Below are 12,508 nucleotides of genomic sequence, written 5' to 3'. Positions count from 1 at the left end.
AGATAAAGAACAAAAAGCTAAATCAATACAGCCAGAGCAACGCTTGAATAGCAGGCACGGAGCGGGCGAGAAAAGAAAACGCGTTCTTCAGCTAAATGCCGGCACCAAGCAGGTGGAGTGAGAGCAAAGACTGATTCCATAAGCCGCCAGCACCAAACAACTGGTGCAAACGGTGAAGTGGCAGCAGAAGCTCAAGTGCGCTGAAATCGCTTTCGCAAATAAAAAAGCCCGATGAAAATTCATCGGGCTTTTTTCAGGCTGCTAATCAGCCTGTCTGAACCAGCACCAATCAGGCCGCCAAACGCTGCTCAATCGCGGCCTTGGTCTCCGGTAGTTCCTTCGGCAGGTGGTGTTCCAGCTGCTTGAACAGCTCAGCGTGCAGCTTCAGTTCAGCTTCCCACGCGGCCTTGTCGATGCTGGTCACGGTCGCGAATTGCTCGGCGCTGAAATTCAAACCAGTCCAGTTCAGATCTTCATAGCGTGGGCTCACGCCGGTGATGTGCTCGATACCTTCGGTCTTGTTGCCTTCGACACGATCGATCATCCACTTCAGCACCCGCATGTTCTCGCCATAGCCAGGCCAGACGAACTTGCCATCGGCGCCCTTGCGGAACCAGTTGGTGGTGTAGATCTTCGGCAGCTTGGCGCCCGAGGCTTCGAGCTTCTTGCCAAGGTTCAGCCAGTGCTGGAAATAGTCGCTCATGTTGTAGCCCATGAACGGCAGCATGGCGAATGGATCACGGCGCACCACACCTTGCTGGCCAGCCGCGGCAGCGGTGGTTTCCGAACCCATCGTGGCGGCCATGTAGACACCCTCGACCCAATTGCGGGCTTCGGTCACCAGCGGTACAGTGGTCGAACGGCGACCGCCGAAGATGAAAGCATCGATGGTTACACCCTTCGGGTCGTCCCAAGCGTCGTCGAGCGCAGGGTTATTGGTCGCAGCCACGGTGAAGCGCGCATTCGGGTGCGCGGCCTTTGCGCCGGTTTCCTTGGCGATCTGGGGTGTCCAGTCCTTGCCTTGCCAGTCGATCAGGTGCGCCGGCAGCGCTTTACCCGGTGCGTCCTGTTCCATGCCTTCCCACCACACGTCGCCATCATCCGTCAGTGCGACGTTGGTGAAGATCACGCCGTCGTCCAGGCTGCGCATGCAGTTCGGATTCGTCAGCATGTTGGTGCCGGGAGCGACGCCGAAATAGCCGGCTTCGGGGTTGATGGCGCGCAGCGAGCCGTCGGCCTGCGGCTTGATCCAGGCGATGTCGTCGCCGATGGTCGTGACCTTCCAGCCTTCGAAGCCGGCGGGCGGCACGAGCATCGAGAAATTGGTCTTGCCGCAAGCGCTCGGGAATGCCGCGGCCACGTGGTACTTCTTGCCTTCAGGATTGGTCACGCCCAGGATGAGCATGTGCTCGGCCAGCCAGCCTTCGTCGCGACCCATGTTCGAGGCGATGCGCAGTGCAAAGCACTTCTTGCCGAGCAGCGCATTGCCGCCGTAGCCCGAGCCGTAGCTCCAGATCTCGCGCGTTTCGGGGTAGTGAACGATGTACTTGGTCTTGTTGCAGGGCCAGGACACGTCCTTCTGTCCGGCTTCCAGCGGTGCGCCCACGGTATGCACGCAGGGCACGAACTCGCCGTCGGTGCCCAGCACCTCGTACACGGCCTTGCCCATGCGGGTCATGATGCGCATGTTGACTGCGACATACGGCGAATCCGACAGCTCGATGCCGATGTGCGCGATCGGCGAACCCAGCGGGCCCATGCTGAACGGAACCACATACATCGTGCGGCCCTTCATGCAGCCGTCAAAAAGCGGCTGCAAAGTAGCGCGCATCTCGGCCGGGGCCATCCAGTTGTTGGTGGGGCCGGCGCTTTCCTTTTCCGCGGAGCAGATGAACGTGCGGTCTTCGACGCGCGCGACGTCGGTCGGGTCGGAGACTGCGAGAAACGAGTTCGGGCGCTTGGCCGGATTGAGCTTCTTGAAGGTGCCGGCGTCGACCAGTTGCTGGCAGAGCCGGTCGTATTCTTCCTTGCTGCCGTCGCACCAATGGATGGCGTCGGGTTTGCACAGCGCGGCCATATCGGCCACCCAGGCAATCAGCTTGGCGTTCTTGACGTATGAGGGCGCCTGAATGGTGAGGCCCTTCATCGTGGGTGCGTTCATCGGAAATCTCCTAAGTTGAAAAATCGTCTTTCCGAACGGGGCGCCGCGGTGCCTGGGAGAGGCGCGGAGGTCCGTTTGAGAAAACGTTTCGGCTTCGGGAGATTGCTGAATGCTGCGCCTGCGCGGGCTGCACGACCCGCGGACAAAGGCGCAAAAGCCTGTAGTCAGGCCATGAAAACTGCGATGGATGCCAGCAGGAGCATCAGGACGCCGCCAGCCAGCGGCAGCACGAGGGGCATGAGGTGAACGACCGATTCGACGGCGTCTTTTTCGACAGCGGCGTCATGGCCGTGTTCGACGGGAGTGGGGTTGGACATCGGGAAAGTACCTCGAATACGCAAATGACAGACTGCCGATATTTTACCGGCGGGTAGCCACTGACAGGTCTAGGGGGTTGCGAGCCCCCCAACCCCGCGTGTCAGACGGCTCAATGTTGTTCTTCGGCCTCGAAGCCGGCGTCTTTCAGCGCGACCAGCACGGCTGCCAGGTGGGCCCGCCCGCGGGTCTGCAGTACCAGCTCGATGTCGACGTTCTGTGCCGCCAGCATGGTGAAGGCGCGCTGGTGGTGCACCTCGTCGACGTTAGCGCCCGCTTCAGCCACCGTCGCAGTGATCTGCGCCAGCGAGCCCGGCACGTCGCGCGCACTCACGCGCACCCGCGCCAATCGGCCGGCACGCACCATGCCGCGCTCGATGATGGCCGCGAGCAGCAGCGGGTCGATGTTGCCGCCCGACAGCACCAGCCCGACACGCTTGCCCCTGAACCGCTCCGGATGCCGGATCAGCGCTGCAAGGCCTGCGGCCCCGGCGCCTTCGACCAACGTCTTCTCGATCTCGAGCAACATCAGCACGCCCTGCTCGATGTCGCCTTCGTCCACCAGCACGAGGTCGTCGACCTTGCTGGCGATGATTTCTTGGGTCAGCACACCGGGCGTGCCGACCGCGATGCCCTCGGCGATGGTGCTCTTGCCCTGCGGGTGGTGCGTGCCCTTCACGGCGTTGACCATGCCCGGGAATCGCGTCGTCTGCACGCCCACGATCTCGATGTCGGGCTTGCGGTCGCGCGCCGCGACCGCCATGCCCGCGATCAGCCCGCCGCCGCCGACGGCCACCACCAGCGTGTCGAGGTCGGGCACCGCGTCGAGCATCTCGAGCGCCACCGTCCCCTGGCCCGCGATGATGGCTTCGTCGTCATAGGGATGAACGAAGGTCAGCCCCTCGCGCTGCGCGAGCTCCAGGGCATGGGCACGTGCTGCGTCGAGCGTGTCGCCATGCAGCACCACCTCGGCGCCGAAGCCCCTCGTGCGTTCGATCTTCACGCCGGGCGTGAAGCGCGGCATCACGATCAGCGCGCGAAGCCCCAGCCGCTGCGCGTGATAGGCCACACCCTGCGCATGGTTGCCGGCGGACATGGCAATCACGCCCGTGCTGTTCCGGGAAAGATCGACCAGCTTGTTGCACGCGCCACGCTCCTTGAACGAGGATGTGAACTGCAGGTTCTCGAACTTCAGGAACACTTGGGCGCCGACGATCTCCGACAGCGTGCGTGACTCGACGCAGGGCGTATTGAGCACCTGACCTTGCAGGCGCGCCGCGGCGCGCTGGATTTCTTCGATTCCGACCATGGCGCGCATTGTGGCTGGAATCGCACCATGAGGGTTTTTACCGTTTGCCGGTCTTCCCGAAGCCAAAAGTCTGCGTTATGGTCTCTCCACGAATTTCCTGATCGATAGGAGGTTGCCTGATGGTCAAGCGTGCGGGTGTCGATGTCGTGGCTGCTGCAGTACGCGGGCAGGCATTGCCGTCGCCCGGCCTCAAGGAAGCGCCGGTGCTCGAGCTCATGTGCTCGCACTTCGTGCTCACGCTCGCCGCCAAGCAAGGCCCGCGCTTCAACGTGCGGCGCGATATCAACGGGCTGCTGTCGCTCACCGGCCGGCATCTCGTGTGGCCCACGGCCGTGCTGCACCGATTGCGCGAGTTCCTCGGCCGTCGCTGCGCGGGCAACGAGGCATGGAAGGGCGTCGAGAATTTCGATGGCCGCACGCTGCTCGAACGGCATGGCGTGTGGCGCGGCCCATATGAAGAAGGCACGCTCTTCTTCTACCTCGACGAATACGCGAAAGACCAGCCCAAGGACCTGCTCTCGGTGCTCGCCGTCACGCGCGACTGGCTCACGCATGCACTGCGCAAGCAATCGACGCTGGTCGAGAAGAACATCGATGCGCTCGCAGGCCTGCTGCAACTGAACAAGGCCGAGCGCGCGCTGCTGCTGTACGGCACGCTCGCGCGGTACCAGCGCGACCTGCGTTCCCTGCTGGTCGAGTTCAAGGTCAACAACGCGCCCGAGGCCTATGCGGCCATCGCCGACATCGCAGGCGTCAACGCGAGCGAAGTGGGCGAGGCGTTGCGGGCAGGCTCGCGGCTCGAACGCATCGGCCTTGTCGAGAACCTGATCTCCGAGCACAACATCACCGACCTCGCCGACCTCATGAAGGTCAGCGAGAAGCTGCCGCCCGTGCTGATGCGCGAGTACCGCGACCACAACGAGCTGATGGCGGTGTTCACGCGGCCATCGGCCAAGAGCGCGCTCACGCCGCACGATTTTTCCTTCGTCGAAGAAGACGCGCAGATGCTCGTCACGCTGCTGCGCGCCGCCGTTGCGCGCAAGGAGCCCGGCGTCAACGTGCTGCTCTACGGGCCGCCTGGCACCGGCAAGACCGAGCTTGCCAAGGTCGTCGCGCAGGCGGCGGGCCTCGAGCTCTTCGAGGTCGAATACGCCGACCGCGACGGTAATTCATTGAGCGGCCGCGATCGCTACCGCTCGCTGCAGATCGCGCAGGTCTTCCTCAAGGGCAGCGCGCAGGCGGCCTTGCTGTTCGATGAAGTCGAAGACGTCTTCCCGCCCATCAGCACCGAAGCCGCGCAGTTCATGGCCCGCGCGGAGCAGATCCCCGCGCCCACCAGCGGCAGCGTGAGCGGCAAGGCCTGGGTCAACCAGATCCTCGAAGCCAACCCCGTGCCCACGCTCTGGGTCACCAACCGCATCGAGCAGATCGACCCGGCCTTTCGGCGCCGCTTCGCGTACCACCTCGAACTGAAGTCGCCGCCGCCCGGCGCGCGCGAGCAGCTCGTGAAGAAGACGCTCGAAGGCGTGGTCGTGTCCGAAGCCTTCACCGCCAAGCTGGCCGGGCGCAAGGGCCTCACGCCCGCGCAGATCCGCACCGCGGTGCGCTTCGCGGGGCTGGCCCGCACCGACGATGCCTCGATGGAAGGGCTGATCGAACGGCAGCTGCGCAACGCCGACATCGCCCTGGGCACGCTCGACACCGGCCGCGGCGAGCGCCGCAGCGTCACCACCTACGACCTCGACATGCTCCATGTCGAGACGCGCTTCGAGATCCCGCGCATCGTCGAGGCGCTGAAGGCGCGCGGTCACGGCACGCTGTGCTTCTACGGCGCGCCCGGCACCGGCAAGACGGCGCTGGCCGAGCACATCGCCAAGGCCGTCGGCCGTCCGCTGGTCGTCAAGCAGGCCAGCGACCTCATGAGCAAGTACGTCGGTGAAACCGAGCAGAACATGGCCGCCATGTTCAAGGACGCCGAGAACGAAAAGGCCGTGCTGCTGCTCGACGAGGCCGACTCCTTCCTGCAGGACCGGCGCGGCGCGCAGCGCACCTATGAAGTCACCGAGGTCAACGAGATGCTGCAGGGCATGGAGCGCTTCAACGGCGTCTTCATCTGCACCACCAACCTGCTCGATCGGCTCGACCAGGCGGCGCTGCGGCGCTTCACCTTCAAGATCAAGTTCAAGCCGCTCACGAAGGAGCAGCGCGAGCGCATGTTTGTGGTCGAGGCGCTCGCGGGCGATGCAGCGCTCATGACCAGCGCCCTGCAGGCGCGGCTGGCGCAATTGCCACAACTGTGCCCCGGGGATTTCGCGGCGGTGAAACGGCAGACCGATATCCTCGCGGCCGAGTTCTCGGCGGCCGAGTTTCTCGACCAGCTCGAGGCCGAGCACCGCATCAAGCCCGAAGTGCGCGAATCGCGCGGCATGGGCTTCGTGCAGTAGCCGCAACGCGGCGGCTGGCGGCGGGCGGCAACAGAACAACGGGTGTGAAACCCGGGGAGCGTATCGGCGGGCAGGCTGCGCGATACGAAACATCCGTCCGGCATCGCGGACACGAGGAGGAACACATGGCTTTTCGCAAGGTAGACATGCGGCGGCTGCCGCGTCCTGGTGCCTGGGCTGCGGCCGCCACGTTCGCCGTGGCCAGCCTGCTGGCGGGCTGTGGAGGCGGCGGAGGTGGGGGCGGCGGCGGTATTCCGTTCGCCGCGCTTCCCGGCACCACGCCGCCGCCGGCCACCGGCACCGGTGGCAGCAGCGGCATCGTTCCTTCGGCGACCGTGGCCGGCATGTGCGCCTCGCCGCGCAGCGGCACCAACCCCGACACCGGCGCGGCCTACCCCGACCGTGCAGGCTCGATTGACAACGAAAAGAGCTGGGTGCGCGGCTGGATCGACGAAACCTACCTCTGGTACGGCGAAGTGCCGACCACCCTCAAGGCGAGCGACTACGCAACGCCGGTCGCCTGGTTCAACGTGCTCAAGACGACGGCCACCACGGCGTCGGGCCGCGCCAAGGACCGCTTTCACTTCACCTACGACACCGAGGTGTACCGGCAGTTGTCGCAGGGCGGCGTGTCGGTCAGCTACGGCGCGGAGTTCGTGTCCATCGCCACCAGCCCGCCGCGCGAACTGCGCGTTGTTCTCGTCGAGCCGGGCTCGCCCGCCGACGTCGCCGGGCTGAAGCGCGGCGCCAAGCTGGTGACCGTCGACGGCGTCGATTTCGTCAACGCGACCGGCACGGCCAATGCCGCCACGATCAACGGCGCGCTCTCGCCGAAGACCGTGGGCGAGACGCACAACTTCACGTTCCAGCTGGGCAGCGCACCGGCTGTGTCCTATTCGCTGAAGGCGACCAATGTTACGAGCAAGCCGGTGCAGAACGTCACGGTGCTCGACGTGGGCGGCGGCAACCATGTGGGCTACATGCTGTTCAACGACCACATCACGACCGCCGAACAGCAGCTCATCGACGCGGTGAACACCTTCAAGGCCAGCCCGGGCGGCATCCAGGATCTCGTGCTCGACATGCGCTACAACGGCGGCGGCCAGCTCGCCATTGCCAGCCGTCTGGCCTACATGATCGCCGCGCCGTCGGCCACGGCGAACAAGACCTTCGAGCAGCTGACCTTCAACGACAAGAACCCGTTCCACTTCTCGCAGGCGCAGAGCCAGATGCCGTTCTACAGCACCAGCCGCAACGGCGCGGCGCTGCCTTCGCTCGGCCTCTCGCGGGTGACCGTGCTGACGAGCCCGGACACCTGTTCGGCCAGCGAGTCGGTCATCAACAGCCTGCGCGGCGTGGGTGTCACGGTCAACCTCGTCGGTGGCACCACCTGCGGCAAGCCCTACGGCTTCTATCCGCAGGACAACTGCGGCACCACCTACTTCGCGATCCAGGTCAAGGGCGTGAACCAACTGGGCTTCGGCGATTACGGCGATGGCTTCCCGCCCACCTGCACCGTGCCCGACGACTACGACCACCAGCTCGGCGACCCCAACGAAGCCCGGCTGGCAGCAGCCCTTGCCTTGCGCAGCGGAGGCTCTTGCCCCACGTCGACGGTCAAGGCCGCGGCGCAAGGCCTGCAAAAGGCCCAGCCGGCCGAAGCCGAGACGCCCTTCCTGATCGACCAGTCGCCGTTGCGCCGCAACCGCCTGTTCGACCTCGCCCCCAACCCGGGCTGACCCTGCTCCGCGTCCTCGCGGAAAACCCCTAGGCCACGGCGCTTGCCACGCCCGTGGCAAGCGCCGTAGAGTTTCGCAAACGTTTGCGCAAAGCTTTGCGCAAACGTTTGTATTTCAGTGGCCTTCGACTGAAAACCAAATTCTTAGGAGCGGAACAATGCGCAAATGGATCGGGACGGTGTTCGCCGTCGTCATCGCGGTGCTGGCCGGTTGCGGAGGCGGAGGCGACGGTGGTGGTTTTGCCTTCGGTCCGGGTTCTGGCGCGGGCACTGGCTCCGGCGGGCCTCCGGCCGCTGCCGCGCAGAAGATCATCATCGACAGCGACTACAACACCATGAGCGACGACGGCCAGCTCGGCGTCATGGCCGCGCAGCTGCAGGCTACGGGCAAGGTCCGGGTCATGGGCATCAGCGTGGTATCGGGCAACCAGTGGCTCAAGCAGGGCGTGGCCGATGCGCTGATGTCGGTCGAGCGGCTCGGCGTGGGCGACCGCATCGGCGTCTACTCTGGCGCGAATTACGCGCTCAACCACACCTATGCCGACGTGCAGGCCGAAATGGCTGCCGGCGCGGGCGGTGACGGCTACCTGGGCGCCTGGGGCGGCCCCGAGCCCATGACCGCCGCCGATCTCAAGCCTTCGCCCGACGGCTTCGCCACCCACACGAGCGTGCAGCGCAAGAGCGCCGTCGACTTCATCGTCGACACCGTGAAAGCCAACCCGAACGAGATCACCATCCTGGCCATCGGCCCGCTCACCAACATCGCGCTCGCGGTGAAGCAGAACCCCGAGATCGTGCCGCTCATCAAGCAGATCATCTACATGGGCGGCGCCATCGACGTGCCCGGCAACACCACCAAGGCGGCCGAGTTCAACTGGTGGTTCGACCCCGATGCCGCGCAGTTCGTGGTGCGGCTGCCGATCCCGCAGGTGGTGGTGCCGCTCGACGTGACCGACACCGTGTTCCTGACCAAGTCGATCTACGACCGCATCGCGCACCCGGCCAAGCCCACCGCGGTGACGGACGTGTTCCAGAAGCTCAACGGCTACGGCTTCGACGGCAAGAACGGCTTCGAGACCAACCCCAACTACACCCAGAACATCTGGGACACGCTGACCCTGGCCTACCTGATCGACCCGACCTACGCCACCCAGACGGAGGACCGCTACGTCGACGTGATCGCCAAGCCCGGCGCGCCCGACAACGGCCGTTCCATCGGCTATGTCTCGCAGCCACCGGGCCCGGCACTGCAGAAGCTGACGGTGGTGAAGAAGTTCGACAACGCGCGCTTCTTCACGCTCTACGTCGATCTGCTGACGCGCCCGGTCCCCATCACGCTACCGGCAACCAACTGAACCGGCGAGCCCCGGCGGCTAGAACGCTTCGCAGACCCGCAGCACCTCGGAGCCGTAGGCCTCGAGCTTTTTGGTGCCGATGCCGCTGATGCCCTGCAGGTCTTCGAGCGTGGCCGGCGCGCGCTCGGCAATCGAGGCCAGCGTCGCGTCATGGAAGATCACATAGGCCGGCAGGTTGTGCTCTTTCGCGACCTCGGCGCGCCAGGCCTTGAGCGCCTCGAAGCGCTTCTTGCCGACGTCGTCGAGCTTGGCCGCCGCCGGCGAGGGCGCACCCTTGGCGGTTTTCTCGCGCCGCGACTTGCGCTCCGCCGGTGACGAGATCGACTCGCGGAGCGTCACCGCCGCCTCGCCCTTGAGCACTGCGCGCGAGCCTTCCGTGAGCTTCAGCGTGTTGAACGCTTCCGCGTCCACCGCCAGCGCACCCGTCGCGATCAGCTGCCGCAGCACGCCGCGCAGCTGCACTTCGCTGAACTCCGCGCCCAGCCCGAAGGTGCTGATGCGCTCGTGGCCGAACTGCTTGACCTTCTCGGTCGACTTGCCGCGCAGGATGTCCATGATGTGTCCCGCGCCGAAGCTGATGCCACTGAGCTGCTGCACGCGGTAGATGGTGCTGAGCAGCTTGCGCGCGGCATCGGTGCCGTCCCACACCTGCGGCGGGTTCAGGCAGTTGTCGCAGTTGCCGCAGGGCGTGCTCTTCTCGCCGAAGTAGCCCAGCAGGCGCACGCGCCGGCAGTCGCTCGCCTCGGCCAGCGACAGCAGCGCATCGAGCTTGCCGCGCATCACCTGCTTGAACTCTTCGCCGGCCGGGCTCTCGTCGATCATGCGGCGCTGGTTCACCACGTCGTTCAGGCCGTAGGCCATCCAGGCGTCGGCCGGGCCGCCATCGCGGCCCGCGCGGCCGGTTTCCTGGTAGTAGCCCTCGATGTTCTTGGGCATGTCGATGTGGCCGACGAAGCGCACGTCGGGCTTGTCGATGCCCATGCCGAAGGCGATGGTCGCGACCATCACGATGCCTTCCTCGCGCAGAAAGCGGTCCTGGTGCTTCTGGCGCACCGCCGCGTCGAGCCCCGCGTGGTACGGCAGGGCGTTGATGCCCGCGTCGCGCAGCGTCACCGCCAGTTCTTCCACGCGCTTGCGCGACTGGCAATACACCACGCCCGCATCGCCTTCGTGCTCACGCTCGATGAAGCGCAACAGCTGCGTGGTCGCGTCTTTCTTCTCGACGATGGTGTAGCGGATGTTCGGCCGGTCGAAACTGGAGACGAACTGGCGCGCCTCTTCGAGCTGCAGCCGCTCGACGATGTCGGCACGCGTCAGGTCGTCGGCCGTGGCGGTGAGCGCAATGCGCGGCACGCCCGCATAGCGCTCGTGCAGCACTGTCAGCGCACGGTACTCGGGGCGGAAGTCGTGGCCCCACTGGCTCACGCAATGCGCCTCGTCGATCGCGAACAGCGAGAGCTTGCCGCGCTCCTTCAGCGAATCGAGCTGCGACAGAAAGCGCGGCGTGTTCACGCGCTCGGGCGCCGCGTACAGCAGCGTGATCTCGCCGCGCAGCATGCGGCGCTCGACGTCCTGCGTCTGCTCCCAGTCGAGCGTGGAATTCAAGAAGGCCGCGCTCACGCCGGCCTCGTGCAGCGCGCCCACCTGGTCGTGCATCAGCGCGATCAGCGGTGACACCACCACCGACACGCCATGCCCCGCGCGCTGCCGCGCGATGGCCGGGATCTGGTAGCACAGCGACTTGCCACCGCCCGTGGGCATCAGCACCAGCGCGTCGCCGCCCGCCACCACGTGGTCGACGATGTCCTGCTGGGCCCCCCGGAACTGCGCGTAGCCGAAGACTTCGTGAAGGATGTCGGCGGGTGCTGCGCTGCCGGGAGCGTCGTCGAGAGGATGGGGAGCAAGAGAGGACACAGGCAGCGAACGCGACGGGGCGCGAGGGCAAAAAGGGGAAGGCGTCGATTGTCCCCCAGTGGCATCGATATGACTGTGGCACGAGGTTTGCAACAGTGGCCTCCGTCTCGTCGCCTTTCCTGTATAGACAGCAATCTGGTGCATTTCACTCAGGCATGCACCGAAAATGACCTTTCGGGTTATCCTGTATATACAAGTTGGGGCGCTTGGCAACAATGCGAGGCGTGTGCTGTCCGGAGTCCGGGGCGCATCGCCGAGTCACCTCTCTCAAAAAATGGAACCAGGAGTCCCCATGGTCAAGACGGTAGTTGTGAAAGTCGCTTCGCTGCTGGCAGCAGGTGCATGTGCAGCGGGCATGGCCGGAACAGCGGCTGCCCAGGAAACGAAGATCTCGCTCGGCATGTCCGGCTGGACCGGCTTCGCGCCGCTCTCGCTGGCCGACAAGGCCGGCATCTTCAAGAAGAACGGCCTGGACGTCGAACTGAAGATGATCCCGCAGAAGGACCGCCACCTGGCGCTCGCTTCCGGCGCGATCCAGTGCGCGGCCACCACGGTCGAGACGCACGTCGCCTGGAACGCCAACGGCGTGCCCATCGTGCAGATCTTCCAGATGGACAAGTCCTACGGCGCCGACGGCCTGGCCGTGCGCAACGACGTCAAGACCTTCGCCGACCTCAAGGGCAAGAGCATCGGCGTGAGCGCCCCCGGCACCGCGCCGTACTTCGGCCTGGCCTGGATGCTCAGCAAGAACGGCATGACGCTGAAAGACGTGAAGGTGGTCTCGCTCGAGCCTCAGCCCGCCGCGCAGGCCTTCGTGGCCGGCCAGAACGACGCCGCCATGACCTACGAGCCCTACCTCTCGACCGTGCGATCCAACCCCGCCGCCGGCAAGATCCTGGCCACCACGCTCGACTACCCGATGGTGATGGACACCGTCGGCTGCGCGCCCACCTGGCTCAAGGCCAACGCCAAGGCCGCCGCCGCGCTCACCAAGTCGTACTTCGATGCGCTCGACATGATCAAGGCCGACCCGGCCAAGGCCAACGAACTCATGGGCGCGGCCGTCAAGCAGAGCGGCGAACAGTTCGCCAAGTCGTCGGCCTACCTGCGCTGGCAGGACAAGGCCGCCAACCAGAAATTCTTCTCGGGCGAGATCACCACTTTCATGAAGGACGCCGCGGCCATCCTTCTGGAAGCCGGTGTGATCCGCAAGGCACCTGAAGACTACACGGCGACCTTCGATGCAAGCTTCGTCAAGTAAGGCCCTGCCGC

General features: G+C 65.4%; 8 protein-coding genes. 4 read left to right on the top strand and 4 right to left on the bottom strand.

Going from position 1 to position 12,508, the window contains the following annotated elements; genetic code table 11:
- Positions 1-289 precede the first annotated feature (289 nt).
- The 3 genes from ACGLHS_RS32125 to ACGLHS_RS32115 all read right to left on the bottom strand — a co-directional run bounded on the left by ACGLHS_RS32125 (position 290) and on the right by ACGLHS_RS32115 (position 3,785).
- Positions 290-2,161, bottom strand: coding sequence for a phosphoenolpyruvate carboxykinase (GTP) (locus tag ACGLHS_RS32125; protein ID WP_394486039.1), 1,872 nt, complete (start codon positions 2,159-2,161; stop codon positions 290-292).
- 164 nt (positions 2,162-2,325) lie between these two features.
- Positions 2,326-2,478, bottom strand: a complete 153-nt coding sequence (locus ACGLHS_RS32120) for a hypothetical protein (RefSeq protein WP_176801281.1) — start codon at positions 2,476-2,478, stop codon at positions 2,326-2,328.
- Between the two features lie 110 nt (positions 2,479-2,588).
- Positions 2,589-3,785, bottom strand: coding sequence for a threonine ammonia-lyase (locus tag ACGLHS_RS32115; RefSeq protein WP_394486034.1), 1,197 nt, complete (start codon positions 3,783-3,785; stop codon positions 2,589-2,591).
- A gap of 119 nt (positions 3,786-3,904) precedes the next feature.
- On the opposite strand from ACGLHS_RS32115, the gene ACGLHS_RS32110 reads away from it, so the two are divergent.
- The 3 genes from ACGLHS_RS32110 to ACGLHS_RS32100 all read left to right on the top strand — a co-directional run bounded on the left by ACGLHS_RS32110 (position 3,905) and on the right by ACGLHS_RS32100 (position 9,322).
- A complete protein-coding gene (locus ACGLHS_RS32110) occupies positions 3,905-6,229 on the top strand; it encodes an ATP-binding protein (protein ID WP_394486032.1) in 2,325 nt (774 codons plus the stop codon).
- Between the two features lie 125 nt (positions 6,230-6,354).
- Complete coding sequence (locus ACGLHS_RS32105; protein ID WP_394486030.1) at positions 6,355-7,968, top strand: S41 family peptidase; 1,614 nt, start codon at positions 6,355-6,357, stop codon at positions 7,966-7,968.
- A 157-nt stretch (positions 7,969-8,125) separates the two neighbouring features.
- Positions 8,126-9,322: a nucleoside hydrolase gene (locus ACGLHS_RS32100; RefSeq protein WP_394486028.1), complete on the top strand. Its 1,197-nt coding sequence runs from the start codon at positions 8,126-8,128 to the stop codon at positions 9,320-9,322.
- An 18-nt stretch (positions 9,323-9,340) separates the two neighbouring features.
- Here the strand turns inward: ACGLHS_RS32100 and recQ are convergent, their stop codons facing one another.
- Complete coding sequence (gene recQ, locus ACGLHS_RS32095) at positions 9,341-11,236, bottom strand: DNA helicase RecQ (RefSeq protein ID WP_394486025.1); 1,896 nt, start codon at positions 11,234-11,236, stop codon at positions 9,341-9,343.
- Positions 11,237-11,528: 292 nt separating this feature from the next.
- Here recQ and ACGLHS_RS32090 point away from each other — a divergent pair, with 292 nt between their 5' ends.
- Positions 11,529-12,497, top strand: a complete 969-nt coding sequence (locus ACGLHS_RS32090; RefSeq protein WP_093247151.1) for an ABC transporter substrate-binding protein — start codon at positions 11,529-11,531, stop codon at positions 12,495-12,497.
- Positions 12,498-12,508: the final 11 nt, after the last annotated feature.

The sequence above is a fragment of the Variovorax sp. VaC1 genome, assembly GCF_043658315.1.
In the GTDB taxonomy this organism is placed as follows: domain Bacteria; phylum Pseudomonadota; class Gammaproteobacteria; order Burkholderiales; family Burkholderiaceae_C; genus Variovorax.
Note: the sequence above shows the minus strand (reverse complement) of the source record. Positions and strands in the feature narration are given on the sequence as shown.

Bases quoted from the DNA above. Each gene is read 5' to 3' on its own strand.
- ACGLHS_RS32115 (WP_394486034.1), bottom strand. From the start codon at position 3,785: ATGGTCGGAATCGAAGAAATCCAGCGCGCCGCGGCGCGCCTGCAAGGT.
- ACGLHS_RS32120 (WP_176801281.1), bottom strand. From the start codon at position 2,478: ATGTCCAACCCCACTCCCGTCGAACACGGCCATGACGCCGCTGTCGAA.
- ACGLHS_RS32105 (WP_394486030.1), top strand. From the start codon at position 6,355: ATGGCTTTTCGCAAGGTAGACATGCGGCGGCTGCCGCGTCCTGGTGCC.
- ACGLHS_RS32125 (WP_394486039.1), bottom strand. From the start codon at position 2,161: ATGAACGCACCCACGATGAAGGGCCTCACCATTCAGGCGCCCTCATAC.
- ACGLHS_RS32100 (WP_394486028.1), top strand. From the start codon at position 8,126: ATGCGCAAATGGATCGGGACGGTGTTCGCCGTCGTCATCGCGGTGCTG.
- ACGLHS_RS32090 (WP_093247151.1), top strand. From the start codon at position 11,529: ATGGTCAAGACGGTAGTTGTGAAAGTCGCTTCGCTGCTGGCAGCAGGT.
- ACGLHS_RS32110 (WP_394486032.1), top strand. From the start codon at position 3,905: ATGGTCAAGCGTGCGGGTGTCGATGTCGTGGCTGCTGCAGTACGCGGG.